Source organism: Streptomyces sp. NPDC005799, from assembly GCF_040630525.1.
Classification (GTDB): domain Bacteria; phylum Actinomycetota; class Actinomycetes; order Streptomycetales; family Streptomycetaceae; genus Streptomyces; species Streptomyces griseorubiginosus_B.
Genome location: NZ_JBEXXQ010000022.1, coordinates 46,905 through 70,743, shown reverse-complemented (window position 1 = coordinate 70,743; position 23,839 = coordinate 46,905). Strand labels below are relative to the sequence as shown.

At 68.1% G+C, this 23,839-nt stretch carries 34 protein-coding genes and 1 pseudogene; 33 read left to right on the top strand and 2 right to left on the bottom strand.

Annotation, left to right across the window (positions count from 1 at the left end):
- Positions 1-34 precede the first annotated feature (34 nt).
- Positions 35-1,177 carry an acyltransferase gene (locus ABZ453_RS22465; protein WP_359016928.1) on the top strand — a complete coding sequence of 381 codons (1,143 nt, stop codon included), beginning with the start codon at positions 35-37 and terminating at the stop codon, positions 1,175-1,177.
- Here the strand turns inward: ABZ453_RS22465 and ABZ453_RS22460 are convergent.
- A pseudogene (locus tag ABZ453_RS22460) lies at positions 1,174-1,551 on the bottom strand (S41 family peptidase); the annotation flags it as partial. The gene ABZ453_RS22465 and the pseudogene ABZ453_RS22460 sit on opposite strands and share 4 nt — an antisense overlap.
- A gap of 250 nt (positions 1,552-1,801) precedes the next feature.
- Positions 1,802-2,533: a helix-turn-helix domain-containing protein gene (locus ABZ453_RS22455; protein ID WP_359016926.1), complete on the bottom strand. Its 732-nt coding sequence runs from the start codon at positions 2,531-2,533 to the stop codon at positions 1,802-1,804.
- Positions 2,534-2,745: 212 nt separating this feature from the next.
- Here ABZ453_RS22455 and ABZ453_RS22450 point away from each other — a divergent pair, with 212 nt between their 5' ends.
- The 32 genes from ABZ453_RS22450 to truA all read left to right on the top strand — a co-directional run bounded on the left by ABZ453_RS22450 (position 2,746) and on the right by truA (position 23,835).
- Positions 2,746-5,955, top strand: a complete 3,210-nt coding sequence (locus tag ABZ453_RS22450; protein ID WP_359016924.1) for a BTAD domain-containing putative transcriptional regulator — start codon at positions 2,746-2,748, stop codon at positions 5,953-5,955.
- 449 nt (positions 5,956-6,404) lie between these two features.
- Positions 6,405-6,713, top strand: a complete 309-nt coding sequence (rpsJ, locus tag ABZ453_RS22445) for a 30S ribosomal protein S10 (RefSeq protein WP_003948644.1) — start codon at positions 6,405-6,407, stop codon at positions 6,711-6,713.
- Between the two features lie 16 nt (positions 6,714-6,729).
- A complete protein-coding gene (gene rplC, locus ABZ453_RS22440) occupies positions 6,730-7,374 on the top strand; it encodes a 50S ribosomal protein L3 (RefSeq protein ID WP_046732368.1) in 645 nt (214 codons plus the stop codon).
- A 7-nt stretch (positions 7,375-7,381) separates the two neighbouring features.
- Positions 7,382-8,038 carry a 50S ribosomal protein L4 gene (gene rplD / locus ABZ453_RS22435; RefSeq protein WP_359016921.1) on the top strand — a complete coding sequence of 219 codons (657 nt, stop codon included), beginning with the start codon at positions 7,382-7,384 and terminating at the stop codon, positions 8,036-8,038.
- On the top strand, positions 8,038-8,457 hold the full coding sequence (gene rplW / locus ABZ453_RS22430) for a 50S ribosomal protein L23 (RefSeq protein WP_359016919.1): 420 nt from the start codon (positions 8,038-8,040) through the stop codon (positions 8,455-8,457). The genes rplD and rplW overlap by 1 nt, the downstream gene beginning before the upstream one ends.
- Positions 8,458-8,495: 38 nt before the next feature.
- Positions 8,496-9,332 carry a 50S ribosomal protein L2 gene (gene rplB, locus ABZ453_RS22425; protein WP_359016917.1) on the top strand — a complete coding sequence of 279 codons (837 nt, stop codon included), beginning with the start codon at positions 8,496-8,498 and terminating at the stop codon, positions 9,330-9,332.
- Positions 9,333-9,344: 12 nt separating this feature from the next.
- Complete coding sequence (rpsS, locus tag ABZ453_RS22420; RefSeq protein WP_007384069.1) at positions 9,345-9,626, top strand: 30S ribosomal protein S19; 282 nt, start codon at positions 9,345-9,347, stop codon at positions 9,624-9,626.
- Positions 9,627-9,670: 44 nt separating this feature from the next.
- On the top strand, positions 9,671-10,018 hold the full coding sequence (gene rplV, locus ABZ453_RS22415; RefSeq protein ID WP_003974262.1) for a 50S ribosomal protein L22: 348 nt from the start codon (positions 9,671-9,673) through the stop codon (positions 10,016-10,018).
- Positions 10,018-10,854: a 30S ribosomal protein S3 gene (gene rpsC / locus ABZ453_RS22410; protein ID WP_359016914.1), complete on the top strand. Its 837-nt coding sequence runs from the start codon at positions 10,018-10,020 to the stop codon at positions 10,852-10,854. Before rplV ends, rpsC begins: the two co-directional genes overlap by 1 nt.
- 5 nt (positions 10,855-10,859) lie before the next feature.
- The gene (rplP, locus tag ABZ453_RS22405) at positions 10,860-11,279 is read left to right on the top strand and encodes a 50S ribosomal protein L16 (RefSeq protein ID WP_007494765.1); all 420 of its coding nucleotides are present in this window, start codon (positions 10,860-10,862) and stop codon (positions 11,277-11,279) included.
- Complete coding sequence (gene rpmC, locus ABZ453_RS22400; RefSeq protein WP_007494763.1) at positions 11,279-11,503, top strand: 50S ribosomal protein L29; 225 nt, start codon at positions 11,279-11,281, stop codon at positions 11,501-11,503. Before rplP ends, rpmC begins: the two co-directional genes overlap by 1 nt.
- Complete coding sequence (rpsQ, locus tag ABZ453_RS22395) at positions 11,503-11,790, top strand: 30S ribosomal protein S17 (protein ID WP_007384073.1); 288 nt, start codon at positions 11,503-11,505, stop codon at positions 11,788-11,790. Before rpmC ends, rpsQ begins: the two co-directional genes overlap by 1 nt.
- A gap of 206 nt (positions 11,791-11,996) precedes the next feature.
- The gene (gene rplN, locus ABZ453_RS22390) at positions 11,997-12,365 is read left to right on the top strand and encodes a 50S ribosomal protein L14 (protein WP_003998823.1); all 369 of its coding nucleotides are present in this window, start codon (positions 11,997-11,999) and stop codon (positions 12,363-12,365) included.
- Positions 12,366-12,367: 2 nt separating this feature from the next.
- The gene (gene rplX, locus ABZ453_RS22385; RefSeq protein ID WP_133043289.1) at positions 12,368-12,691 is read left to right on the top strand and encodes a 50S ribosomal protein L24; all 324 of its coding nucleotides are present in this window, start codon (positions 12,368-12,370) and stop codon (positions 12,689-12,691) included.
- Positions 12,691-13,248, top strand: a complete 558-nt coding sequence (gene rplE, locus ABZ453_RS22380; protein WP_020135807.1) for a 50S ribosomal protein L5 — start codon at positions 12,691-12,693, stop codon at positions 13,246-13,248. The genes rplX and rplE overlap by 1 nt, the downstream gene beginning before the upstream one ends.
- Before the next feature lie 5 nt (positions 13,249-13,253).
- Positions 13,254-13,439 (top strand): type Z 30S ribosomal protein S14, encoded by a 186-nt coding sequence (locus tag ABZ453_RS22375; protein ID WP_003948630.1) that lies wholly within the window; start codon positions 13,254-13,256, stop codon positions 13,437-13,439.
- 210 nt (positions 13,440-13,649) lie between these two features.
- A complete protein-coding gene (rpsH, locus tag ABZ453_RS22370; protein ID WP_007384075.1) occupies positions 13,650-14,048 on the top strand; it encodes a 30S ribosomal protein S8 in 399 nt (132 codons plus the stop codon).
- Between the two features lie 24 nt (positions 14,049-14,072).
- Positions 14,073-14,612, top strand: coding sequence for a 50S ribosomal protein L6 (gene rplF / locus ABZ453_RS22365; protein WP_133043288.1), 540 nt, complete (start codon positions 14,073-14,075; stop codon positions 14,610-14,612).
- 3 nt (positions 14,613-14,615) lie between these two features.
- Positions 14,616-14,999, top strand: coding sequence for a 50S ribosomal protein L18 (gene rplR / locus ABZ453_RS22360; RefSeq protein ID WP_133043287.1), 384 nt, complete (start codon positions 14,616-14,618; stop codon positions 14,997-14,999).
- Between the two features lie 36 nt (positions 15,000-15,035).
- Entirely contained in the window at positions 15,036-15,641 is a 606-nt protein-coding gene (gene rpsE / locus ABZ453_RS22355) for a 30S ribosomal protein S5 (protein WP_009190144.1), read from the top strand.
- A gap of 2 nt (positions 15,642-15,643) precedes the next feature.
- On the top strand, positions 15,644-15,826 hold the full coding sequence (gene rpmD, locus ABZ453_RS22350) for a 50S ribosomal protein L30 (protein ID WP_003998814.1): 183 nt from the start codon (positions 15,644-15,646) through the stop codon (positions 15,824-15,826).
- 2 nt (positions 15,827-15,828) lie between these two features.
- Positions 15,829-16,284 carry a 50S ribosomal protein L15 gene (gene rplO, locus ABZ453_RS22345; protein ID WP_359016908.1) on the top strand — a complete coding sequence of 152 codons (456 nt, stop codon included), beginning with the start codon at positions 15,829-15,831 and terminating at the stop codon, positions 16,282-16,284.
- A gap of 192 nt (positions 16,285-16,476) precedes the next feature.
- Entirely contained in the window at positions 16,477-17,790 is a 1,314-nt protein-coding gene (gene secY, locus ABZ453_RS22340; RefSeq protein ID WP_359016906.1) for a preprotein translocase subunit SecY, read from the top strand.
- The gene (locus tag ABZ453_RS22335) at positions 17,790-18,452 is read left to right on the top strand and encodes an adenylate kinase (protein WP_359016904.1); all 663 of its coding nucleotides are present in this window, start codon (positions 17,790-17,792) and stop codon (positions 18,450-18,452) included. The genes secY and ABZ453_RS22335 overlap by 1 nt, the downstream gene beginning before the upstream one ends.
- Before the next feature lie 114 nt (positions 18,453-18,566).
- The gene (map, locus tag ABZ453_RS22330) at positions 18,567-19,403 is read left to right on the top strand and encodes a type I methionyl aminopeptidase (protein WP_359016902.1); all 837 of its coding nucleotides are present in this window, start codon (positions 18,567-18,569) and stop codon (positions 19,401-19,403) included.
- Positions 19,404-19,611: 208 nt separating this feature from the next.
- The gene (gene infA / locus ABZ453_RS22325; protein ID WP_003948620.1) at positions 19,612-19,833 is read left to right on the top strand and encodes a translation initiation factor IF-1; all 222 of its coding nucleotides are present in this window, start codon (positions 19,612-19,614) and stop codon (positions 19,831-19,833) included.
- Positions 19,834-19,862: 29 nt separating this feature from the next.
- Positions 19,863-19,976, top strand: coding sequence for a 50S ribosomal protein L36 (gene rpmJ / locus ABZ453_RS22320; protein ID WP_003998809.1), 114 nt, complete (start codon positions 19,863-19,865; stop codon positions 19,974-19,976).
- A 192-nt stretch (positions 19,977-20,168) separates the two neighbouring features.
- Positions 20,169-20,549 (top strand): 30S ribosomal protein S13, encoded by a 381-nt coding sequence (rpsM, locus tag ABZ453_RS22315; protein ID WP_020135802.1) that lies wholly within the window; start codon positions 20,169-20,171, stop codon positions 20,547-20,549.
- Positions 20,550-20,609: 60 nt separating this feature from the next.
- Positions 20,610-21,014: a 30S ribosomal protein S11 gene (gene rpsK, locus ABZ453_RS22310; RefSeq protein ID WP_003956432.1), complete on the top strand. Its 405-nt coding sequence runs from the start codon at positions 20,610-20,612 to the stop codon at positions 21,012-21,014.
- 147 nt (positions 21,015-21,161) lie between these two features.
- Positions 21,162-22,184, top strand: a complete 1,023-nt coding sequence (locus ABZ453_RS22305; protein WP_003966937.1) for a DNA-directed RNA polymerase subunit alpha — start codon at positions 21,162-21,164, stop codon at positions 22,182-22,184.
- 106 nt (positions 22,185-22,290) lie between these two features.
- Positions 22,291-22,806: a 50S ribosomal protein L17 gene (gene rplQ, locus ABZ453_RS22300; protein WP_359016900.1), complete on the top strand. Its 516-nt coding sequence runs from the start codon at positions 22,291-22,293 to the stop codon at positions 22,804-22,806.
- A 171-nt stretch (positions 22,807-22,977) separates the two neighbouring features.
- Positions 22,978-23,835, top strand: a complete 858-nt coding sequence (truA, locus tag ABZ453_RS22295) for a tRNA pseudouridine(38-40) synthase TruA (protein ID WP_359016898.1) — start codon at positions 22,978-22,980, stop codon at positions 23,833-23,835.
- Positions 23,836-23,839: the final 4 nt, after the last annotated feature.

Sequence of the window (23,839 nt, the reverse complement as noted above, 5' to 3'; positions counted from 1 at the left end):
CGACCGGCAGAAACAGGCAGACAGGGGGACGTGCATGTCCGTGATGGCCGACCGGCCGACGCAGCAGCTGCGCGTGGTGCGGGTGCCCCGTCCCGCCGACCCGCCGCGCCGGCAACGCCCGCGGCTGTACGCCATCGACGGCATCCGGCTGGCGGCCGCGCTGATGGTCGCCGCGCACCACTACGCCGGTACCTGGCGGGTGAACCAGCCGGGCAACGCCATCTGGGACCGGCCGGTGTCCGACATCATGCCGACGGTGTTCCACGTCGCGTCCTACGGCTGGATCGGCGTCGAGATCTTCTTCGTCATCAGCGGCTTCGTGATCTGCATGTCCTGCTGGGGCCGCAGCCCACGCCAGTTCTTCGTCTCCCGGGTCATACGGCTCTACCCCGCGTACTGGTTCGCCATAGCCTTCACCACCGCCGTCCTGGTGCTGCTACCCGGCCTCTGGGACCGGATGCGGGCACGGGACGTGCTGCTCAACTTCACGATGCTGCAGGCCGGTTCGAACGTGGGCAACGTCGACGGCGTGTACTGGACCCTCTGGTCCGAGCTCCGTTTCTACCTGCTCTTCCTGCTCGTGGTCGCGACCGGGCTGACGTACCGCAAGGTCGTCGTCTTCTGCTGCGTCTGGGGCGCGGCGGCGATGCTGACGCCGGTGGCGGACTTCAGACTCCTCACCCTGGTCGCCAACCCCGACGGAGCCTGGTACTTCATCGCCGGCCTCGCCCTGTACCTGATGTACCGCTTCGGCCAGGACCTGCTGCTGTGGGGCATCCTCGCGATGTCCTGGCTGATGGGACAGCGGGAGCTCGGCAAACGGATCGACACCGTCGAGCACGTCTCCAGCTGGCGCGGGGCGCTGCTGATCTACACCGTGTTCCTGCTGGTCATGGTGGCGATCGCGCTCGGCGCGACGGACCGTGTCCGCTGGAAGTGGCTGGTGACGGCCGGCAGCCTGACGTACCCGCTGTACCTGATGCACTACGCCGCCGGTACGGCGGTCATCAGCCGCCTCAAGGACACGATGGACGCCCGCCTCCTGGTCGCCTCCGTCATCGCCGGCTTCCTGCTCCTGAGCTGGCTGGTCCACCGCGTCGTGGAGGCACCGGTGGCCCGCCTGCTGAAAAGGGGCCTGGAGACGTCGTTCGCCCGGCTGCGGAACGCGGCTTCCTAGCGGCGCAGCAGCTGGGCGAAATCCTCCTTCGTGAAGACCGGCTCGGTGAGGTGGGGCGGGATGCCGGCGCCGTCGAAGGTGCGGCCGGTGCGGGTCAGGTACTCCTCGTTGGGAAGCCAGACGGCCATGCCGTCGGGGAGTCTGCGGATCACGACGTCCGAGAAGACGCCCTGCGTCGGTTGCCCGATCCGTACCGTCCGGCCCGGCCGGTCGACGAGGGCCTGCGTGAACGTCTCGCCGGCGCTCACCGTGGAGCCGCCGGTCAGGACGGCTACCGGGCCGGTGTAGCGGGGCCCGGCGGCCGGGACGACCGGGATCGGCTCGGGGCGGGTGTGCCAGGTGGCGTCGGCGGGGTCGTCGCGGGCGCGCTTGGAGCAGGAGTTCTGCAACGCCGCCGCTGCCAACCAGCAGTGGCGGGTGTACTTCGCGGACAACCCGGAGGGCCCGCCCTCGGGCTGGTACGACGTCTGGCAGAACGTGTCGAGCGGATACTGCCTGTCGACGCCGAGCGTGGCCAACGGCACGCTCCTGCGGACGACCCCCTGTGATCCTTCCGACCAGTACGACCGGTGGCACACCCAGTAGGACGGGGTAAGCGGGACGGAAGACCCGCGGGGGCGGTGTTCAGCGGTGGCCCAGCGCCCTGCTGATCGCCGCCCCCGCGCGCCGTGCCGGGCCGGCGAGCCGTTCCAGGTGGTGCGACGGGTCGGTCAGCACGCTCAGCGCCGCTATCGGCGCACGGTCCGGGCCGTACAGCGGTACGGCCACGCAGCACACCCCCTCCAGCACCCCCTCCCGGTCGAAGGCGGCGCCCAGGTCCCGTATCGACTCCGCCTCGCGCCGCCAGAGGGCGGGCAGCGGGCCCACCGGAAGGCCGGGGTGGGCGCCGGCGACCAGAACCTTTCCGGCCGCCGTGTACCAGGGCCAGGTCGCCTCGGTGTCCGGCGAGCCGACGGACGATGCCCGGCCGGGCGTCCAGTCCAGGACCAGGGTCTGGCCCTGCCACAGCACATTGAGGCCGACCGCCATGCCGGTGGCGGCGGCCAGCCGTCTCGCCGGTTCGCGCGCGGCCGTCCGCAGGCCCGGGAACGGCTGCCAGCGCTGCCCCAGCTGGTACACGCGCGGGCCTATCCCGTAGCCGACGCCGCTGCGCTGCACCGCGCCGAGTTCGATCAGCTGCTCCAGCAGCCGGTGCGCGGTCGTCTTGGGCAGCCCGCACTGCGCCGCCAGCCTGGTCAGCCTCGCCCCTTCGGCCCGCTCCACCGCTCTCAGCAGCGCGAACGCGCCCTCCAGTACTCCACGCCCGTTCGCCCCGGTCATGGGCGCGGGTGTGGACACCGATGTCGCCTGGTTCATCGGCAGATCCCCGTTTTCTCTTCTTCTGTTCTCCCTTGTCTTCCCCGCGGTGGTCGCGTGCGGTGATGACGCGGGTGGTCGAGCGCCTCCCGCTCCCCCGTGGCGGGAGGCGCTCGACCAGGGTGGGGGGCGAGTCTGGGGCGGGATGTTGCCGAAAGGTTGTCGCGCCGCGTTCTCCCACGGGCATTCTGTGAAGAAAATGTGCCAGGGAGGTGGAACTCTTGGTTCAGTTACGGCTGTTGGGACCGGTCGAGCTGGAGCTGCGGGGGCGCGTCGAGGAGCTCGGGCCGCCGCAGCGCCGTACCGTGGTGGCCGCTCTCGCGGTGGACGCCGGTCGGCCGGTCCCGGTCGACGTACTGACCGAGAGGATCTGGGGTGCCGCTCCGCCGTCCGGTGCGCGGCGGGCCCTGTACGCCCATGTCGCCAGGATCCGGCGGGTGTGCGAGCGGACGGGCGACGCCGGGGAGGAGCCCTTACGGCTGCTGCGGCGCTCCGGCGGATATCAGCTGGAGGCGGGCCCGGACCAGGTGGATCTGCACCGGTTCCGTCGGCTGGACGAGCTGGCCCGGCGGCCCGGACAGCCCGTCGGCACACAGGTGTCGCTGCTGCGGGAGGCGCTCGCCCTGTGGCGCGGCGAGCCGCTGACCGGGCTGGACGGTCCGTGGGCCGAGCGAGTACGGCAGGCATGGCATCGCCGACGTGTCGACGCGGCCGTTCTGCTGGCCGAGGTGGAACTCCGCGAGGGGGACCCCGCCGCCGTCGTACAGCCGCTGACCGAACTGCTGGGGGAGTACCCCCTGGCGGAACCCCTGGCCGAGGTGCTGATGAGGGCACTGCACGCCGTGGGGGACAGCGCGGGGGCGCTGCGCTGCTTCGTGGAGATCAGGGAGCGGCTGGCGGAGGAGCTGGGGGCGGACCCGGGAGAACGGCTCGGCGGGACGCACGCGGCGATCCTGCGGGGGCGGAGATTCGGCGGGGGCGGGCGCACGCCCTCCGCCGGGAATCCCGGCGGGACAGGGCAGTCGGTCCAGGAGGGGCGGCGTTTCGGAGGGGACGTCGGCCTGTCGGGGACGTATGTCACCGGTGAGGTGCGGAGCCTGGTCGGTGCGCCGCGTACGACGGAGCCCGCCCTGCCGCCCTCGGCCGCCTCCGTTCGGTCGGCACGCATCGCTCCCTCCGCACCGCCTGTGGCGACGGCCGCTGCCGGTTCTTCGGCCGAGGTCTCCGCCGCGCCGCCTGTGCCGCCTGGGCTTACCGCTGCCGTGCCGGCGGCCGAGCTCGCCGCCGTCCGACCCCCCGCCCCGGCTGCCACCGCGGCGTCCGGCGGGAGGCGTGCCGTCACCGGGGCGCCGCCGCGGCCCTCGCATGACATCCCGGCTCAACTTCCCATGAGCGTCGGCGACTTCACCGGTCGTGTCGAAGAGCTCGCACGGCTCCACGATCTCCTCGCCGAGGTCGAGCGGCAGCCGACGGCCGTTGTCATCTCGGCCCTCTCCGGCACCGCCGGCGTGGGCAAGACCGCGCTCGCCGTGCACTGGGCGCGACAGGTGCGGGCGGAGTTTCCGGACGGGCAGGTCTATGTGAACCTGCGGGGGTACGACCCGGGCGGCGCCGCGGTGGGCGTGGGCGAGGCGATCCGGGGGTTCCTCGACGCCTTCGGGGTGCCCGCGGACCGGGTGCCGCGCGGACTCGACGCCCAGGCGGCGCTCTACCGCAGTCTGCTGGCCGGCCGACGGGTGCTGATCGTGCTCGACAACGCCCGGGACGCGGACCAGGTACGCCCACTGCTGCCCGGGGCACCCGGCTGTCTGGCGCTCGTCACCAGCCGCAACCGGCTCACCGGACTGGCGGTCACCGAAGGCGCCCATCTTCTCCCCGTCGACCTGCTCACCCCCGCCGAGGCCCGCGCGCTGCTGGCCGGGCGGCTCGGGGCCGTCCGGATGGCCGCCGAGCCCGCGGCGGTGGACGAGATCGTCGTGCAGTGCGCGGGGCTGCCGCTGGCCCTCGCGGTCGTGGCCGCCCGCGCCGCCGGCCGGCCCGGACTGCCGCTGGCCGGGCTCGCGGAGGAGCTGCGAACGGCCGACCGCCGACTGGACCCGCTGGACGGCGGCGACTCGCTCACCGGAGTGCGGTCGGTGTTCCAGTGGTCGTACCGGATGCTGAGCCCGGAGGCCGCCCGGCTGTTCCGGGTGCTGGGCCTGCACCCCGGACCCGACACCGCCGTGCCGGCCGCGGCGGCACTGGCCGGGACCACCGCCCCCGCGGCCCGGACCCTGCTCGCCGAACTCACCGAGGCGCAGCTGCTCACCGAGCACCGGCCCGGCCGGTACACCTTCCACGACCTGCTGCGCGCGTACGCCGCCGAACTGGCCGCCGGACACGACGGCGAGGACATTCGCCACGCCGCCGTCCACCGGATGTTCGACCACTATCTCCACACTGCCTACGCAGCCGACGCGCTGCTGACCCGGCGGCGGGACCCGATGACGCTCGCCCCGGCGCTGCCCGGCGCCCTGCCGGGACGGCCCACGGACCCCGACGAGGCGCTGGCCTGGTTCGCCGCCGAGTACTCCGTGCTGCTGTCCGCGGTGCAGCGAGGGCAGCCCGGTTTCGAGACCCACACCTGGCAGCTCGCCACGACGCTCGGCACCTTCCTGGAACGGCAGGGCCACTGGCAGGCGCTGGCCGACGCGCACACCATCGCCCTGGACAGCGCTCGGCGCGGCCACGACAAGGCCGGTCAGGCCAACGCCCACCGCGGCCTCGGGCTCGCCTGGTACCGGCTGGGCAACGCCGACCGCGGCCGTGAGCACTATCTGCTGGGCCTCGGCCTGTTCCAGGAGCTGGGCAACCACGCCGGACAGGCCCGGATCCGCCAGAACCTGGCCATCGCGGCCTCGGCGCGGGGCGCCCACGCGGAGGCGCTGGAGCACGCCCGGCTGAGCCTTGGCCACTTCCGCGCCGCGCACGACCGCGGCGGACAGGCCATCGCCCTGAACCAGATCGGCTGGTATCTCGCCAAACTCGGCGACCACCGCGAGGCGCTCACCTCCTGCCGGCAGGCCCTCGCCGCCGTACAGGAGATCGGTGACCTCAACGGCGAGGCGCACACCTGGGACAGCCTCGGCTTTGTCCACCGCCTCCTCGGGCGGTTCGCGGAGGCGGTGGACTGCTACGAGCAGGCGCTACGCCTGTTCAGGCAAACGGGGGACCGGCGCAGCGAGGCGATCGGCCTGGCCTACCTGGGCGACACCCTCGATGCCGCGGGGGAGCCGGAGGCGGCACGCGGCGCCTGGGGCCGGGCGCTGGCCGTCTTCGACGAGCTGGGCCTGCCGGAGGCCGACCCACTGCGCGACCGGCTCCGCCGCCCGCCGCCTCCGGATGGGCGTGTGCCTGGAGTTGCTCCGACCGTTTCTGGCTGAACGAGGGGGAGACAGTCAGGCACGTTTCCGCGGCTGATCGCCTCGCCGGTGGAGACGTGGGTGGAGACGTGTGTTTGACCTGCGTCACTCCGGGGGTATTGTCTCCGGCTCGATTGGCCAGGCCCCTGCCCCATATGGCAGACTGTCGGAGTTGCTCGGTCGAGTGTTGATGCTGCGCGCCTCCCGCCGGGGGGACCGGAAGCGAGTCCCACAGTACTCGTCGTCCTAACTGCCTGATGGCAGCACTGGGGCGGACGTACGGGAATCTTCCGGGAAGTGTGGTGCGGCACTGGCCAGGCACCCGGTGAACCTCTTTCCCAGGCAAGGGATGTTCGAACAAGGGACATCTGTGTCAGTGAAAGCGCGACACGCCCGACCGCGTGGGTCGGAGGAAGTCAAGGGAACACCGGGTTCCAGAGCTGTAGAAGAGACAGGACTACTGAGTAGCCATGGCGGGACAGAAGATCCGCATCCGGCTCAAGGCCTACGACCACGAGGTCATCGACTCCTCGGCGAAGAAGATCGTCGAGACGGTGACCCGTACTGGTGCGTCGGTCGCGGGCCCGGTGCCGCTGCCCACTGAGAAGAACGTGTACTGCGTCATCAAGTCGCCGCACAAGTACAAGGACTCGCGCGAGCACTTCGAGATGCGCACCCACAAGCGCCTGATCGACATCCTCGACCCCACCCCCAAGACCGTTGACTCTCTGATGCGACTCGACCTCCCGGCCGGTGTCGACATCGAGATCAAGCTCTGAGGCCGGTGATCTGAGAATGGCTAAGCAGATCAAGGGCATCCTGGGCGAGAAGCTCGGCATGACGCAGGTGTGGGACGAGAACAACCGTGTTGTTCCGGTCACCGTCGTCAAGGCCGGCCCCAACGTCGTCACCCAGGTCCGCACCAACGACGTCGACGGCTACGAGTCGGTCCAGATCGCCTTCGGCGAGATCGACCCGCGCAAGGTGAACAAGCCCCTCAAGGGCCACTTCGCGAAGGCCGACGTCACTCCCCGTCGTCACCTCGTCGAGATCCGGACGGCCGACGCCGCCGAGTACACGCTCGGTCAGGAAGTCACCGCCGAGGTCTTCGAGGCCGGCGTGAAGGTCGACGTCACCGGCAAGAGCAAGGGCAAGGGCTTCGCCGGTGTCATGAAGCGTCACAACTTCAAGGGCCTCGGCGCCGGTCACGGCACCCAGCGCAAGCACCGCTCGCCCGGTTCCATCGGTGGCTGCGCCACCCCGGGCCGCGTGTTCAAGGGCCTCCGCATGGCGGGTCGCATGGGCAACGAGCGTGTCACCACCCAGAACCTGACCGTCCACGCCGTTGACGCGGAGAAGGGTCTGCTGCTCATCAAGGGCGCGGTTCCCGGTCCGAACGGCGGCCTCGTCCTGGTCCGCACCGCGGCCAAGGGGGCCTGAGGTACCGATGAGCACTGTTGACATCCTTTCGCCTGCGGGCGAGAAGACCGGTAGCGTCGAGCTCCCCGCGGAGATCTTCGGCGTGGAGAAGGTCAGCATCCCGCTGATCCACCAGGTCGTCGTCGCGCAGAACGCCGCTGCCCGTCAGGGCACGCACAAGACCAAGACCCGCGGCGAGGTTCGCGGTGGCGGCAAGAAGCCGTACCGCCAGAAGGGCACCGGCCGCGCCCGTCAGGGCTCGACCCGCGCGCCGCAGTTCGCCGGCGGTGGCGTCGTCCACGGCCCGCAGCCGCGTGACTACTCGCAGCGGACCCCGAAGAAGATGAAGGCCGCGGCCCTGCGCCACGCCCTCACCGACCGGGCCCGCCACAACCGCATCCACGTCGTCACCGGCGTGATCGAGGGCGAGACCCCCTCCACGAAGGCCGCTCGTACGCTGTTCGGCAAGATCTCGGAGCGCAAGAACCTGCTCCTGGTCGTCGACCGCGCCGACGAGGCCGCGTGGCTGTCCGCCCGCAACCTGCCCCAGGTGCACATCCTGGAGCCGGGCCAGCTGAACACGTACGACGTGATCGTCTCGGACGACGTGGTCTTCACCCAGGCCGCTTTCGAGTCCTTCGTCGCCGGCCCGAAGGCCAACGACACCGAAGGGAGCGAGGCCTGATGGCTACGCGTCACCCGAGCATTGCCTCCAAGGCGGCGAAGGCCGCCAAGGCCGCGCGCGTCGCCAAGGCGCGTCGCCACGCCGCCGAGGGCAAGAACACCGTCGAGACGCCGCTGAGCAAGTCGTACACGGACCCCCGTGACGTGCTGCTCAAGCCGGTCGTGTCGGAGAAGAGCTACGCGCTCCTGGACGAGAACAAGTACACGTTCATCGTCGACCCGAACGCCAACAAGACCCAGATCAAGCAGGCCGTCCAAGCGGTCTTCTCGGTCAAGGTCACCGGGGTCAACACGATCAACCGCATCGGCAAGCGCAAGCGGACCCGCACCGGCTTCGGCCAGCGTGCGGCCACCAAGCGCGCGATCGTGACCCTCGCCGAGGGCGACCGTATCGACATCTTCGGCGGTCCGACCGCGTAAGCGGGTCGGATCGTCCGATATCGGACGAGGACTGAGAAATGGGAATCCGCAAGTACAAGCCGACTACGCCGGGCCGTCGTGGTTCCAGCGTCGCCGACTTCGTCGAGGTCACGCGGTCCACGCCGGAGAAGTCGCTGGTCCGCCCCCTGCACAGCAAGGGCGGCCGTAACAACGCCGGTCGTGTGACCGTTCGCCACCAGGGTGGCGGACACAAGCGCGCCTACCGCGTGATCGACTTCCGTCGTCACGACAAGGACGGCGTGCCGGCGAAGGTCGCGCACATCGAGTACGACCCCAACCGCACCGCGCGCATCGCGCTGCTCCACTACGCGGACGGCGAGAAGCGCTACATCCTGGCGCCGAAGGGTCTGACCCAGGGCGACCGGATCGAGAACGGTCCGGGCGCCGACATCAAGCCCGGCAACAACCTGGCGCTGCGCAACATCCCCGTCGGTACGACGATCCACTCCGTGGAGCTTCGTCCGGGCGGCGGCGCCAAGTTCGCCCGCTCCGCCGGTGCCTCCGTGCAGCTGCTCGCGAAGGAGGGCACGATGGCCCACCTCCGCATGCCCTCCGGTGAGATCCGCCTGGTCGACCAGCGCTGCCGCGCCACGGTCGGCGAGGTCGGCAACGCCGAGCAGAGCAACATCAACTGGGGCAAGGCCGGCCGCAAGCGCTGGCTGGGCGTCCGCCCGTCCGTTCGCGGTGTGGCGATGAACCCGGTTGACCACCCCCACGGTGGTGGTGAGGGCAAGACCTCCGGTGGTCGCCACCCGGTCAGCCCCTGGGGCCAGAAGGAAGGTCGTACTCGTTCGCCCAAGAAGGCGTCGAACAAGTACATCGTCCGCCGCCGCAAGACGAACAAGAAGCGCTAGGAGCGGGTTTAGATGCCGCGCAGTCTCAAGAAGGGGCCCTTCGTCGACGACCACCTGATCAAGAAGGTGGACGCCCAGAACGAAGCGGGCTCTAAGAACGTCATCAAGACCTGGTCCCGTCGCTCGATGATCGTCCCGGCCATGCTCGGCCACACGATCGCGGTGCACAACGGCAAGACCCACATCCCGGTGTTCGTCACCGAGTCGATGGTCGGCCACAAGCTCGGCGAGTTCTCGCCGACGCGCACCTTCCGGGGTCACGTCAAGGACGACCGGAAGTCGAAGCGCCGCTAGTAGCGGATCGCATTCAGACACGTAAGTAACTGAGAGGGACAACCATGGAAGCCAGGGCCCAGGCGCGGTACATCCGCGTTACGCCCATGAAGGCCCGCCGCGTGGTGGACCTTATCCGTGGCATGGACGCCACGGAGGCTCAGGCTGTTCTGCGATTCGCTCCGCAGGCAGCCTCCGTGCCCGTCGGCAAGGTGCTCGACAGCGCCATCGCCAACGCCGCGCACAACTACGACCACACCGACGCCGACAGCCTCTTCATCTCCGAGGCGTACGTCGACGAGGGCCCGACCCTGAAGCGGTTCCGTCCGCGTGCCCAGGGCCGTGCCTACCGGATCCGCAAGCGGACCAGCCACATCACCGTGGTCGTCAGCAGCAAGGAAGGAACCCGGTAATGGGCCAGAAGGTTAACCCGCACGGGTTCCGACTCGGTGTCACCACGGACTTCAAGTCCCGGTGGTACGCCGACAAGCTGTACAAGGACTACGTCAAGGAAGACGTCGCCATCCGTCGGATGATGACGTCCGGCATGGAGCGCGCCGGCATCTCGAAGGTGGAGATCGAGCGCACCCGTGACCGCGTGCGTGTGGACATCCACACCGCTCGTCCGGGCATCGTCATCGGCCGCCGTGGCGCCGAGGCCGACCGCATCCGCGGTGACCTCGAGAAGCTCACGGGCAAGCAGGTCCAGCTGAACATCCTCGAGGTCAAGAACCCCGAGACGGACGCTCAGCTGGTCGCGCAGGCCGTCGCCGAGCAGCTCTCCTCCCGCGTCTCCTTCCGTCGGGCCATGCGCAAGAGCATGCAGTCCGCCATGAAGGCCGGCGCCAAGGGCATCAAGATCCAGTGCGGCGGCCGCCTCGGCGGCGCCGAGATGTCCCGCTCGGAGTTCTACCGCGAGGGCCGCGTGCCCCTGCACACGCTCCGCGCGAACGTGGACTACGGCTTCTTCGAGGCCAAGACGACCTTCGGCCGCATCGGTGTGAAGGTCTGGATCTACAAGGGCGACGTCAAGAACATCGCCGAGGTCCGCGCCGAGAACGCCGCTGCCCGTGCCGGCAACCGCCCGGCCCGTGGTGGTGGCGGTGCCGACCGCCCGGCCCGTGGTGGCCGTGGTGGCGAGCGGCGCGGTCGCAAGCCGCAGCAGGCTGCCGGTGCCGAGGCCCCCAAGACTGAGTCTTCGGGCCCCGCCGCCGCTGCACCGGCTGAGAGCACCGGAACGGAGGCCTGACCGACATGCTGATCCCCCGTAGGGTCAAGCACCGCAAGCAGCACCACCCCGGGCGCTCCGGCGCCGCCAAGGGTGGCACGACGGTTGCGTTCGGCGAGTACGGCATCCAGGCGCTCACCCCGGCGTACGTGACGAACCGTCAGATCGAGGCCGCTCGTATCGCCATGACGCGTCACATCAAGCGTGGTGGCAAGGTCTGGATCAACATCTACCCGGACCGTCCGCTCACCAAGAAGCCCGCCGAGACCCGCATGGGTTCCGGTAAGGGTTCTCCTGAGTGGTGGATCGCCAACGTCAAGCCCGGACGCGTGATGTTCGAGCTGTCGTACCCCAACGAGAAGATCGCCCGTGAGGCTCTGACTCGTGCGGCCCACAAGCTGCCGATGAAGTGCCGGATCGTCAAGCGCGAGGCAGGTGAAGCGTGATGTCGGCCGGTACCAAGGCGTCCGAGCTGCGCGAGCTGGGCAACGAGGAGCTTCTGGCGAAGCTCCGCGAGGCCAAGGAAGAGCTGTTCAACCTCCGCTTCCAGGCGGCGACCGGTCAGCTCGAGAACCATGGCCGTCTGAAGGCGGTCCGCAAGGACATCGCGCGGATCTACACCCTGATGCGCGAGCGTGAGCTGGGCATCGAAACGGTGGAGAACGCCTGATGAGTGAGAGCAACGTGACTGAGCAGACCGCAGAGGCCCGCGGCTTCCGCAAGACCCGTGAGGGTCTGGTCGTCAGCGACAAGATGGACAAGACCGTCGTCGTCGCCGTCGAGGACCGCGTGAAGCACGCGCTGTACGGCAAGGTCATCCGCCGTACGAACAAGCTCAAGGCGCACGACGAGCAGAACGCCGCGGGTGTCGGCGACCGTGTCCTCCTCGCGGAGACCCGGCCGCTGTCCGCGACGAAGCGCTGGCGCGTCGTCGAGATCCTCGAGAAGGCGAAGTAATCAAGCGGGGGTTCGCCCCCGCTGACCCCCGCCAGGGCTCCGGCCCGGGCACCCCGCCGGGGGCCGAGGTCCCCGGCGGGCGGGTTCTTCCCTTCCAGAGGCGTTAGTAATTCCTGCGGGGCAACCTTCGCAGGACGGTTCCGCCAGGCTCGCAGGCTCGGCCCGAAAGGCCGCTGCGGGAACCGGCAGACAAACAGGAGATAGACGTGATCCAGCAGGAGTCGCGACTGCGTGTCGCCGACAACACTGGTGCGAAGGAGATCCTTTGCATCCGTGTGCTCGGTGGCTCCGGTCGCCGCTACGCGGGCATCGGTGACGTCATCGTCGCCACCGTCAAGGACGCGATCCCCGGTGGCAACGTGAAGAAGGGTGACGTCGTCAAGGCGGTCATCGTTCGCACCGTCAAGGAGCGCCGCCGTCCGGACGGCTCGTACATCCGCTTCGACGAGAACGCCGCCGTCATTCTGAAGAACGACGGCGACCCTCGCGGCACCCGCATCTTCGGCCCGGTAGGGCGTGAGCTGCGCGAGAAGAAGTTCATGAAGATCATCTCGCTGGCTCCGGAGGTGCTGTAAGCATGAAGATCAAGAAGGGCGACCTGGTCCAGGTCATCACCGGCAAGGACAAGGGCAAGCAGGGCAAGGTCATTGCCGCTTACCCGCGCGACGAGCGCGTCCTGGTCGAGGGTGTCAACCGGGTCAAGAAGCACACCAAGGCCGGTCCGACCGCCAGCGGTTCGCAGGCCGGCGGCATCGTCACGACCGAGGCGCCGATCCACGTCTCCAACGTCCAGCTGGTCGTTGAGAAGGACGGTCAGAAGGTCGTCACGCGTGTCGGTTACCGCTTCGACGACGAGGGCAACAAGATCCGCGTTGCCAAGCGGACGGGTGAGGACATCTGATGGCTACCACCACCACTCCGCGTCTCAAGACGAAGTACCGCGAGGAGATCGCGGGCAAGCTGCGTGACGAGTTCAAGTACGAGAACGTCATGCAGATCCCCGGTCTCGTGAAGATCGTGGTCAACATGGGTGTCGGCGACGCCGCCCGTGACTCGAAGCTGATCGAGGGCGCGATCCGCGACCTGACCACCATCACCGGTCAGAAGCCGGCCGTCACCAAGGCCCGCAAGTCCATCGCGCAGTTCAAGCTGCGCGAGGGTCAGCCGATCGGTGCCCACGTCACGCTCCGTGGCGACCGCATGTGGGAGTTCCTGGACCGCACCCTGTCGCTCGCGCTCCCGCGCATCCGCGACTTCCGCGGTCTGTCCCCCAAGCAGTTCGACGGCCGTGGCAACTACACCTTCGGTCTCACGGAGCAGGTCATGTTCCACGAGATCGACCAGGACAAGATCGACCGTACCCGGGGCATGGACATCACCGTGGTCACCACGGCGACCAACGACGCTGAGGGCCGCGCGCTCCTTCGTCACCTCGGCTTCCCGTTCAAGGAGGCGTGAGCGAGATGGCGAAGAAGGCTCTGATTGCCAAGGCTGCTCGCAAGCCCAAGTTCGGTGTGCGTGGCTACACCCGCTGCCAGCGCTGCGGCCGTCCGCACTCCGTGTACCGCAAGTTCGGCCTGTGCCGCGTGTGCCTTCGTGAGATGGCTCACCGTGGCGAGCTGCCGGGCGTGACCAAGAGCTCCTGGTAATCCCCTACTTGGGGATACCTGAAGCTCTCGGTAAGCAAAGGGTTTGGTCAGGGGCCCATCCCTCCATGGCTTAGGCTGGGAGGGTTGGGCGCCTTGACGCCCGTACGACTTACTACGCCGTAGGTCCACCGCACCGCACCCGCCTCGTCTCGGATCGAGGAGAGGGATGGGCACCTGGAAACCCCGGCGAGAGAGGCCGAAGGCCAATTCATGACCATGACTGATCCGATCGCAGACATGCTTACGCGTCTGCGGAACGCGAACTCGGCATACCACGACTCCGTGACGATGCCGGCATCGAAGATCAAGTCGCACATCGCGGAGATCCTCCAGCAGGAGGGCTTCATCACGGGCTGGAAGGTCGAGGACGCCGAGGTCGGCAAGAACCTCGTTCTCGAGCTGAAGTTCGGCCCGAACCGTGAGCGCTCCATCGCGGGCATCAAGCGGATCTCCAAGCCCGGTCTCCGGGTGTACGCGAAGTCCACCAACCTGCCCAAGGTGCTGGGTGGCCTCGGCGTGGCGATCATCTCCACGTCGCACGGGCTCCTCACCGACAAGCAGGCCGGCAAGAAGGGCGTGGGTGGGGAAGTCCTCGCCTACGTCTGGTAGCGGAAGGGAACGGAGGAAACAGCTATGTCGCGTATTGGCAAGCTCCCCATCACGGTTCCCGCCGGCGTGGACGTCACCATCGACGGGCGTACGGTCTCGGTCAAGGGCCCGAAGGGCTCGCTGACCCACACCGTCGCCGCGCCGATCGAGGTCGCCAAGGGTGAGGACGGCGTCCTGAACGTCACCCGCCCGAACGACGAGCGTCAGAACAAGGCCCTGCACGGCCTGTCCCGCACGCTGGTGGCGAACATGATCACCGGCGTGACCCAGGGTTACGTGAAGAAGCTCGAGATCAGCGGTGTCGGTTACCGCGTGACCGCCAAGGGTTCGAACCTGGAGTTCGCTCTCGGCTACAGCCACCCGATCACCGTCGAGGCCCCCGAGGGCATCACCTTCAAGGTGGAGGCCCCCACCCGGTTCTCGGTCGAGGGCATCGACAAGCAGAAGGTCGGCGAGGTTGCGGCCAACATCCGCAAGCTGCGCAAGCCCGACCCGTACAAGGCCAAGGGCGTCAAGTACGAGGGCGAAGTCATCCGCCGCAAGGTCGGAAAGGCGGGTAAGTAAGCCATGGCATACGGACAGAAGATCCTCAAGGGCGACGCCTACAAGCGCGCCGCGATCAAGCGCCGCCACATCCGGATCCGTAAGAACATCAACGGAACGGCGGAGCGTCCGCGTCTGGTCGTTACCCGCTCGAACCGCCACATCGTGGCCCAGGTGATCGACGACCTCAAGGGTCACACCCTTGCGTCGGCGTCCACCCTGGACACCTCGATCCGCGGTGGCGAGGGCGACAAGTCGGCCCAGGCCAAGCAGGTCGGTGCCCTGGTCGCCGAGCGCGCCAAGGCCGCCGGTGTCGAGGCCGTCGTGTTCGACCGTGGTGGCAACCAGTACGCCGGGCGCATCGCCGCCCTGGCGGACGCCGCCCGCGAAGCCGGGCTCAAGTTCTGAGCCGCTCGTAGCTAGCGGAAAGAGAGAGGTAATCCAATGGCTGGACCCCAGCGCCGCGGTGGCGGTGCCGGTGGCGGCGAGCGGCGGGACCGTAAGGGTCGTGACGGTGGCGCAGCCGCCGCCGAGAAGACCGCTTACGTTGAGCGTGTCGTCGCGATCAACCGTGTCGCCAAGGTTGTGAAGGGTGGTCGTCGCTTCAGCTTCACCGCGCTGGTCGTGGTGGGCGACGGTGACGGCACCGTGGGTGTCGGTTACGGCAAGGCCAAGGAGGTGCCGGCCGCCATCGCCAAGGGCGTTGAGGAGGCCAAGAAGCACTTCTTCAAGGTCCCCCGTATCCAGGGCACCATCCCGCACCCCATCCAGGGTGAGAAGGCTGCAGGCGTCGTGCTGCTCAAGCCCGCGTCCCCCGGTACCGGTGTTATCGCCGGTGGTCCGGTGCGTGCCGTGCTCGAGTGCGCCGGTATCCACGACGTGCTGTCGAAGTCGCTCGGCTCCGACAACGCGATCAACATCGTGCACGCGACCGTGGAGGCCCTGAAGGGTCTGCAGCGTCCCGAGGAGATCGCGGCCCGCCGTGGTCTGCCGCTCGAGGACGTCGCCCCCGCGGCTCTTCTCCGTGCGCGTGCCGGGGCGGGTGCGTAATCATGGCGCAGCTCAAGATTACGCAGGTCAAGTCCTACATCGGCAGCAAGCAGAACCACCGTGACACTCTGCGGTCGCTTGGTCTCAAGGGGATCAACACCGTGGTCGTCAAGGAGGACCGCCCCGAGTTCCGCGGCATGGTGCACACCGTCCGCCACCTCGTGACGGTCGAGGAGGTCGACTGATCATGGCGGAGAACAACCCGCTCAAGATCCACAACCTCCGTCCCGCCCCGGGCGCCAAGACCGCCAAGACCCGTGTCGGTCGTGGTGAGGCGTCGAAGGGTAAGACGGCCGGTCGTGGTACCAAGGGCACCAAGGCCCGCTACCAGGTTCCGGAGCGCTTCGAGGGTGGGCAGATGCCCCTCCACATGCGTCTTCCGAAGCTGAAGGGCTTCAAGAACCCGTTCAAGACCGAGTACCAGGTCGTGAACCTCGACAAGCTGTCCGCGCTCTACCCCGAGGGTGGCGAGGTCACCGTCGAGGGTCTGGTGGCCAAGGGTGCCGTTCGCAAGAACGCGCTCGTCAAGGTCCTCGGCCAGGGCGAGATCTCCGTGGCGCTGCAGGTGACGGTCGACGCCGTCTCCGGCTCCGCCAAGGAGAAGATCACCGCCGCCGGCGGCACCGTCACCGAGCTCGTCTGACACCACTCAGGCGATCGCTCGATGACATGAACGATCCCGACCGGGGATATCCCACAAAGGGGTATCCCCGGTTGGTCGTTCCACGGGGAGCTGTGCCGCCGGTAAGGTAGCCTGCACCGTTCGTTATTCGTATCCGTCGAACCTCAAGACCGTCACCCTTGACGCAGTTGCGCGGGGGTCGCAGGAGGCACCGTGCTCACCGCGTTCGCCCGGGCGTTCAAAACGCCCGACCTGCGCAAGAAGCTGCTCTTCACGCTGGGCATCATCGTGGTCTACCGGGTCGGTACCCACATTCCGATCCCTGGCGTCGACTACACGTCTGTTCAGCAGTGCGTAAAGGAAGCCTCTGGCAACCAGGGGCTCTTCGGCATGATCAACATGTTCAGCGGTGGCGCGCTGCTGCAGATCACGATCTTCGCTCTCGGCATCATGCCGTACATCACGGCGAGCATCATCCTGCAGCTGCTGACCGTGGTGATCCCGCGCCTGGAAGCCCTGAAGAAGGAGGGCCAGGCGGGTACCGCGAAGATCACGCAGTACACCCGTTACCTGACGGTGGCCCTCGCCATCCTGCAGGGCACCGGCCTGGTGGCCACCGCCCGCAGCGGCGCGCTCTTCGGCCAGTGCTCGGTCGGCAGCCAGATCGTGCCGGACCGCTCGATCTTCACCACCATCACGATGGTCATCTGCATGACGGCCGGCACGGCCGTCGTCATGTGGCTCGGTGAGCTCATCACCGACCGCGGCATCGGCAACGGCATGTCGATCCTGATGTTCATCTCGATCGCGGCGACCTTCCCGTCCGCGCTGTGGGCCATCAAGAAGCAGGGCAAGCTGGCCGACGGCTGGATCGAGTTCAGCACCGTCATCCTCGTCGGCCTGGTCATGGTCGGTCTGGTCGTCTTCGTCGAGCAGGCCCAGCGCCGTATCCCGGTGCAGTACGCGAAGCGCATGATCGGCCGCCGTTCCTACGGCGGTACGTCGACGTACATTCCGCTGAAGGTCAACCAGGCGGGTGTGATCCCCGTCATCTTCGCGTCGTCGCTGCTCTACATCCCGGCGCTGGTCGCGCAGTTCTCCGGCGGGAACTCCAGCTGGAAGGTCTGGATCAACGACAACCTGACCAAGGGCGACCACCCGATCTACCTGGTCAGCTACTTCTTGCTGATCGTTTTCTTCGCGTTCTTCTATGTGGCGATCTCCTTCAACCCCGAGGAAGTCGCCGACAACATGAAGAAGTATGGTGGCTTCATCCCGGGCATCCGGGCTGGCCGACCGACCGCTGAGTACCTGAGTTACGTGCTCAACCGGATCACCTGGCCGGGTTCGCTGTATCTGGGTCTGATCGCTCTCGTTCCAACGATGGCGTTGGTCGGGTTCGGGGCAACCGGTAACTTCCCCTTCGGCGGGACGAGCATCCTGATCATCGTGGGTGTGGGTCTCGAGACGGTGAAGCAGATCGAGAGCCAGCTCCAGCAGCGCAATTACGAAGGGTTCCTCCGCTGATGCGAATCGTCCTCGTCGGGCCGCCGGGAGCCGGCAAGGGAACGCAAGCCGTTCGCCTTGCCGAGAAACTGCGCATCCCGCACATCTCCACGGGCGACCTGTTCCGGGCCAACATCAGCCAGCAGACGGAGCTCGGGAAACTCGCGAAGTCCTACATGGACGCCGGCAATCTCGTCCCCGACGAGGTCACCATCGCGATGGCGAAGGACCGCATGGAGCAGCCGGACGCCCAGGGCGGCTTCCTGCTCGACGGTTTCCCGCGCAATGTCTCGCAGGCCGAGGCGCTGGACGAGCTGCTGAAGACCGAGGCCATCAAGCTGGACGCGGTACTCGACCTCGAAGTCCCCGAGGAGGAGGTCGTCAAGCGGATCGCCGGCCGCCGTATCTGCCGCAACGACTCCTCGCACGTCTTCCACGTGACGTACAGCCCGCCGAAGAAGGAAGGCGTCTGCGACGTCTGCGGCGGTGAGCTGTACCAGCGGGACGACGACTCCGAGGAGACGGTCCGCACCCGGCTCGAGGTCTACCACACGCAGACCGAGCCGATCATCGACTACTACAAGTCGCAGGGCCTGGTCGTCACGATCTCGTCCCTCGGCCCGGTGGACGAGGTCACGCAGCGGGCCCTGGAGGCCCTCAAGCGCGAGGACGACGGCAAGTAACCGTCAGCCAGTGACGGCCGTGGCACCCGAGAGGGCGTCACGGCCGTACTGTTGTGTTGGTAACCGGTTGACGCAGTGAGCAGCAGCGGAAGCAGACGGAGAGCGCAGGCCCCCATGGTGCAGATCAAGAGCCCCGAGCAGATCGCCAAGATGCGGGAGGCGGGGCTGGTCGTCGCCGCCATCCACGCGGCCACCCGTGAGGCGGCGGTGCCCGGAGCCAGCACCAAGGATCTGGACGAGGTCGCGCGCAAGGTGCTCGCCGAGCACAACGCCAAGCCCAACTTCCTCGGGTACGGCGGCTTCCCGGCGACAATCTGCACCTCCGTCAACGAGGTCGTCGTCCACGGCATCCCGTCCGAGGACGTGGTCCTCAAGGACGGCGACATCATCTCCATCGACTGCGGCGCGATCGTGGACGGCTGGCACGGGGACGCGGCCTACACCGCCTTCGTGGGCTCGGGCCACGCTCCCGAACTGATCGAACTCTCCCGGGTGACCGAGGAGTCGATGTGGGCCGGTATCGCGGCCATGAAGCAGGGCAGCCGGCTGGTCGACGTCTCCCGGGCGATCGAGACGTACATCCGCCGCCAGCCGAAGCCGGGCGGCGGCAAGTACGGGATCATCGAGGACTACGGCGGCCACGGCATCGGGACCGAGATGCACATGGACCCGCACCTGCTGAACTACGTCGACCGCCGCCGCGGCAAGGGGCCCAAGCTGGTCCCGGGCTTCTGCCTCGCCATCGAGCCGATGGTCTCCCTGGGCACCCCGAAGACCGAGGTCCTCTCCGACGACTGGACGGTCATCACCACGGACGGCACCTGGTCCTCGCACTGGGAGCACTCGGTCGCCCTGACCGAGCAGGGCCCCCTGGTCCTCACGTCCCCGGACGGCGGCAAGGCCAAGCTGGCGGAACACGGGGTCACGGCGGCGCCCGACCCGCTGGGCTGAGCCGGCCCGAGCCCGCCCCGCCCGCCGTGCATACCATGCCGACGGGTGGGGCATCGTCATGAGAAGGCCGTGGACCCACAGTGAATTCGTCTTTCGGGATGCGCTGACGTAGACTGACTCGTCGGCTCTCGTGCATCCGCATGTCCGCATGCGCCCGCAGGGGCACAGCGGGAGAGTCGATCAAGGTAGTCGATTCGAAGGGCGAAGCGTGGCCAAGAAGCAAGGTGCCATCGAGATCGAGGGCACTGTCGTCGAGTCTCTTCCGAACGCCATGTTCAAGGTCGAGCTCCAGAACGGCCACCAGGTCCTGGCACACATCAGCGGCAAGATGCGTATGCACTACATCCGCATCCTCCCTGACGACCGGGTCGTGGTGGAGCTGTCTCCGTACGACCTGACGCGTGGCCGGATCGTCTACCGCTACAAGTAGATCCCTCTGACTCGGAGAACCTCGATCCCATGAAGGTCAAGCCGAGCGTCAAGAAGATCTGCGACAAGTGCAGGGTGATCCGCCGTCACGGCCGGGTCATGGTCATCTGCGAGAACCCGCGCCACAAGCAGCGCCAGGGCTGACGTAACGACCTCCCTCTGCGGTTTCGCAGGGCTTCGCGCGACGCGAGCTGAATATGTTCATACGCAGGATCCAGACGGGCGGCAGCCCGGCTGACACCCCCGGTTCGGAGGCCGGGGACCCGGTTCGTACCTGATACGGCGGCCGGGAACCGATCCTGTGGAAGACCTCCGAAGACCACCAGGAGCCATTGAATGGCACGCGTTTCCGGTGTTGACATCCCGCGCGAAAAGCGCGTGGAGGTCGCCCTCACCTACGTGTTCGGCATCGGCCGGACGCTCTCTCAGCAGACGCTGGCAGAGACGGGCATCGACCCGAACACCCGTGTTCGTGACCTGAGCGAAGAGCAGCTCGTCGCGATCCGCGAGTACGTGGACAACAACATCAAGACCGAGGGTGACCTCCGTCGCGAGATCCAGGCCGACATCCGCCGCAAGGTCGAGATCGGCTGCTACCAGGGTCTCCGTCACCGTCGTGGTCTGCCCGTCCGCGGTCAGCGCACCAGCACCAACGCCCGCACCCGCAAGGGCCCGCGTCGCGCCATCGCCGGCAAGAAGAAGCCGGGCAAGAAGTAGTCCTCGCAGCGGTCCCACCAGCTGCCGTAGGACCGACCACCTCCCGTAGGAGATTTCTACATGCCCCCCAAGGGTCGTCAGGGCGCTGCCAAGAAGGTGCGCCGCAAGGAAAAGAAGAACGTCGCTCACGGCCACGCGCACATCAAGAGCACGTTCAACAACACGATCGTCTCCATCACGGACCCGTCCGGCAACGTGATCTCCTGGGCCTCCGCCGGCCACGTCGGCTTCAAGGGCTCCCGGAAGTCCACGCCGTTCGCCGCGCAGATGGCCGCCGAGTCGGCTGCCCGCCGCGCCCAGGAGCACGGCATGCGCAAGGTCGACGTGTTCGTCAAGGGCCCGGGTTCCGGTCGTGAGACCGCCATCCGCTCCCTGCAGGCCACGGGCCTCGAGGTCGGCTCCATCCAGGACGTCACCCCGACCCCGCACAACGGCTGCCGTCCGCCGAAGCGTCGTCGCGTCTGACGCGGTCGCTTTTCGGGCTTTCGGGCGGTATGGCTCTCGTACGAGGCCGTACCGCCCGTACCCTTGCAGTACCCGCGTCTTTCATGGGCGCGGTTTCCGTCGGGCGTCAAATAGCGGGCGTCCACGAAAGAAGGATCTGATCCACACATGCTGATCGCTCAGCGTCCCTCGTTGACCGAAGAGGTCGTCGACGAGTTCCGCTCCCGGTTCGTGATCGAGCCGCTGGAGCCGGGCTTCGGCTACACCCTCGGCAACTCGCTCCGCCGCACCCTCCTGTCGTCGATCCCCGGTGCCGCTGTCACCAGCATCCGCATCGACGGCGTCCTGCACGAGTTCACCACCGTGCCGGGCGTCAAGGAGGACGTCACCGACCTGATCCTCAACATCAAGCAGCTGGTCGTCTCCTCGGAGCACGACGAGCCGGTCGTGATGTACCTGCGCAAGCAGGGCCCGGGTCTGGTCACCGCCGCCGACATCGCGCCCCCGGCCGGTGTCGAGGTGCACAACCCCGACCTGGTCCTCGCCACGCTCAACGGCAAGGGCAAGCTGGAGATGGAGCTCACGGTCGAGCGTGGCCGCGGTTACGTCTCCGCCGTGCAGAACAAGCAGGTGGGCCAGGAGATCGGCCGCATCCCGGTCGACTCCATCTACAGCCCGGTGCTGAAGGTCACGTACAAGGTCGAGGCCACGCGTGTCGAGCAGCGCACCGACTTCGACAAGCTGATCGTCGACGTCGAGACCAAGCAGGCGATGCGTCCCCGTGACGCCATGGCCTCCGCCGGTAAGACCCTGGTCGAGCTGTTCGGTCTCGCCCGCGAGCTGAACATCGACGCCGAGGGCATCGACATGGGCCCGTCCCCGACGGACGCGGCGCTGGCGGCCGACCTCGCGCTTCCGATCGAGGAGCTCGAGCTGACCGTCCGCTCCTACAACTGCCTCAAGCGCGAGGGCATCCACTCCGTGGGTGAGCTCGTGGCGCGTTCCGAGGCCGACCTCCTGGACATCCGCAACTTCGGTGCGAAGTCCATCGACGAGGTCAAGGCGAAGCTGGCCGGCATGGGCCTGGCCCTGAAGGACAGCCCGCCCGGATTCGACCCCACGGCCGCTGCCGACGCCTTCGGCGCCGACGACGACGCGGACGCGGGTTTCGTGGAGACCGAGCAGTACTGAGCAGTACCCAGCAGTACCTGATCGGTTGATGCCGGTGAGCGTCCGCTCATCGGGTTCCTGACCCCGGTACCTGACACGGCCGGGGCAGACACACAGGAGAAGAACAATGCCGAAGCCCACCAAGGGTGCCCGTCTGGGCGGCAGCGCCGCGCACGAGAAGCTGCTCCTCGCGAACCTCGCGAAGTCGCTCTTCGAGCACGGCCGTATCACCACCACCGAGGCGAAGGCCCGCCGCCTGCGCCCGTACGCCGAGCGTCTGGTCACCAAGGCGAAGAAGGGCGACCTTCACAACCGCCGCCAGGTGCTGCAGGTCATCACGGACAAGAGCGTCGTCCACACGCTCTTCACCGAGATCGGCCCGCGCTACGAGAACCGTCCGGGTGGCTACACCCGCATCACCAAGATCGGTAACCGCCGTGGCGACAACGCGCCCATGGCTGTCATCGAGCTGGTCGAGGCGCTGACGGTTGCGCAGCAGGCCACGGGTGAGGCGGAGGCCGCGACGAAGCGTGCCGCGAAGGACGCGGAGGCCGCTGCCGCTCCGGTTGCCGAGGAGACCAAGGTCGATGTGACCAAGGACGCCGAGGTTGAGGACGCCGCGGAGGAGTCCAAGGACGCGTAAGCGTCTGCGGGGTGCTGTTCGGCTTGCGGCTGCGGGTTCGTGGTGGCTTGTCGCGCCCACGCGGCGGAGCCGCACATTCAGCACAGCCCCGCGCCCCTGAAAGACAGGGCGTTGCGGGCCCGTTCCTCTTGAGGAGCGGGCCCGCTTTCGTGTTCCTGAGAGGATCTCCGTGTGAGTGACGAAGTACAGCCCGGGTCCGTCCGTGTCCGTCTTGACCTGTCCTATGACGGGAGCGAGTTCTCCGGGTGGGCCAAGCAGGCCGGGGGGCGGCGGACCGTGCAGGGGGAGATCGAGGATGCTCTGCGGACCGTCACGCGGTCGGGGGACGTCTCGTACGAGCTGACCGTGGCCGGGCGGACGGACGCCGGGGTGCATGCGCGGGGGCAGGTGGCGCATGTGGATCTGCCGGAGGCGGTCTGGCGTGAGCATCACGAGAAGCTGCTGAAGCGGCTCGCCGGGCGGCTCCCGCGGGATGTGCGGGTGTGGGCGCTTCGGGAGGCGCCCCAGGGCTTCAACGCCCGTTTCTCGGCCGTCTGGCGGCGCTATGCGTACCGGGTGACGGACAACCCCGGGGGAGTGGACCCGCTGCTGCGCAACCATGTGCTGTGGCACGACTGGGCGCTCGACGTCGACGCCATGAACGAGGCGGCCCGGGGGCTGCTGGGGGAGCACGACTTCGCCGCCTACTGCAAGCGGCGGGAGGGGGCCACCACCATCCGTACGTTGCAGGAGCTGAGCCTGGAGCGGGGGGCGGACGGGATCATCACGGCCACCGTGCGGGCCGACGCCTTCTGCCACAACATGGTGCGCTCGCTGATCGGGGCCCTGCTGTTCGTGGGGGACGGGCACCGCGGGCCGGACTGGCCGGCCAAGGTGCTGGCCGCCGGCGTACGGGACTCGGCCGTGCACGTCGTACGGCCGCACGGGCTGACGCTGGAGGAAGTCGGCTATCCGGCGGACGAGTTGCTGGCCGCGCGCAACAAGGAGGCGCGCAACAAGCGGTCGTTGCCGGGGTGCGGCGGGTGTTGAGAGG

What these genes read in the sequence shown, in the direction of transcription:
- ABZ453_RS22465 (WP_359016928.1), top strand. Translation starts at nt 35, where the DNA reads ATGTCCGTGATGGCCGACCGGCCGACGCAGCAGCTGCGCGTGGTGCGG.
- ABZ453_RS22455 (WP_359016926.1), bottom strand. Translation starts at nt 2,533, where the DNA reads ATGAACCAGGCGACATCGGTGTCCACACCCGCGCCCATGACCGGGGCG.
- rpsJ (WP_003948644.1), top strand. Translation starts at nt 6,405, where the DNA reads ATGGCGGGACAGAAGATCCGCATCCGGCTCAAGGCCTACGACCACGAG.
- rplC (WP_046732368.1), top strand. Translation starts at nt 6,730, where the DNA reads ATGGCTAAGCAGATCAAGGGCATCCTGGGCGAGAAGCTCGGCATGACG.
- rplD (WP_359016921.1), top strand. Translation starts at nt 7,382, where the DNA reads ATGAGCACTGTTGACATCCTTTCGCCTGCGGGCGAGAAGACCGGTAGC.
- rplW (WP_359016919.1), top strand. Translation starts at nt 8,038, where the DNA reads ATGGCTACGCGTCACCCGAGCATTGCCTCCAAGGCGGCGAAGGCCGCC.
- rplB (WP_359016917.1), top strand. Translation starts at nt 8,496, where the DNA reads ATGGGAATCCGCAAGTACAAGCCGACTACGCCGGGCCGTCGTGGTTCC.
- rpsS (WP_007384069.1), top strand. Translation starts at nt 9,345, where the DNA reads ATGCCGCGCAGTCTCAAGAAGGGGCCCTTCGTCGACGACCACCTGATC.
- rplV (WP_003974262.1), top strand. Translation starts at nt 9,671, where the DNA reads ATGGAAGCCAGGGCCCAGGCGCGGTACATCCGCGTTACGCCCATGAAG.
- rpsC (WP_359016914.1), top strand. Translation starts at nt 10,018, where the DNA reads ATGGGCCAGAAGGTTAACCCGCACGGGTTCCGACTCGGTGTCACCACG.
- rplP (WP_007494765.1), top strand. Translation starts at nt 10,860, where the DNA reads ATGCTGATCCCCCGTAGGGTCAAGCACCGCAAGCAGCACCACCCCGGG.
- rpmC (WP_007494763.1), top strand. Translation starts at nt 11,279, where the DNA reads ATGTCGGCCGGTACCAAGGCGTCCGAGCTGCGCGAGCTGGGCAACGAG.
- rpsQ (WP_007384073.1), top strand. Translation starts at nt 11,503, where the DNA reads ATGAGTGAGAGCAACGTGACTGAGCAGACCGCAGAGGCCCGCGGCTTC.
- rplX (WP_133043289.1), top strand. Translation starts at nt 12,368, where the DNA reads ATGAAGATCAAGAAGGGCGACCTGGTCCAGGTCATCACCGGCAAGGAC.
- rplE (WP_020135807.1), top strand. Translation starts at nt 12,691, where the DNA reads ATGGCTACCACCACCACTCCGCGTCTCAAGACGAAGTACCGCGAGGAG.
- ABZ453_RS22375 (WP_003948630.1), top strand. Translation starts at nt 13,254, where the DNA reads ATGGCGAAGAAGGCTCTGATTGCCAAGGCTGCTCGCAAGCCCAAGTTC.
- rpsH (WP_007384075.1), top strand. Translation starts at nt 13,650, where the DNA reads ATGACCATGACTGATCCGATCGCAGACATGCTTACGCGTCTGCGGAAC.
- rplF (WP_133043288.1), top strand. Translation starts at nt 14,073, where the DNA reads ATGTCGCGTATTGGCAAGCTCCCCATCACGGTTCCCGCCGGCGTGGAC.
- rplR (WP_133043287.1), top strand. Translation starts at nt 14,616, where the DNA reads ATGGCATACGGACAGAAGATCCTCAAGGGCGACGCCTACAAGCGCGCC.
- rpsE (WP_009190144.1), top strand. Translation starts at nt 15,036, where the DNA reads ATGGCTGGACCCCAGCGCCGCGGTGGCGGTGCCGGTGGCGGCGAGCGG.
- rpmD (WP_003998814.1), top strand. Translation starts at nt 15,644, where the DNA reads ATGGCGCAGCTCAAGATTACGCAGGTCAAGTCCTACATCGGCAGCAAG.
- rplO (WP_359016908.1), top strand. Translation starts at nt 15,829, where the DNA reads ATGGCGGAGAACAACCCGCTCAAGATCCACAACCTCCGTCCCGCCCCG.
- ABZ453_RS22335 (WP_359016904.1), top strand. Translation starts at nt 17,790, where the DNA reads ATGCGAATCGTCCTCGTCGGGCCGCCGGGAGCCGGCAAGGGAACGCAA.
- map (WP_359016902.1), top strand. Translation starts at nt 18,567, where the DNA reads ATGGTGCAGATCAAGAGCCCCGAGCAGATCGCCAAGATGCGGGAGGCG.
- rpmJ (WP_003998809.1), top strand. Translation starts at nt 19,863, where the DNA reads ATGAAGGTCAAGCCGAGCGTCAAGAAGATCTGCGACAAGTGCAGGGTG.
- rpsM (WP_020135802.1), top strand. Translation starts at nt 20,169, where the DNA reads ATGGCACGCGTTTCCGGTGTTGACATCCCGCGCGAAAAGCGCGTGGAG.
- rpsK (WP_003956432.1), top strand. Translation starts at nt 20,610, where the DNA reads ATGCCCCCCAAGGGTCGTCAGGGCGCTGCCAAGAAGGTGCGCCGCAAG.
- ABZ453_RS22305 (WP_003966937.1), top strand. Translation starts at nt 21,162, where the DNA reads ATGCTGATCGCTCAGCGTCCCTCGTTGACCGAAGAGGTCGTCGACGAG.
- rplQ (WP_359016900.1), top strand. Translation starts at nt 22,291, where the DNA reads ATGCCGAAGCCCACCAAGGGTGCCCGTCTGGGCGGCAGCGCCGCGCAC.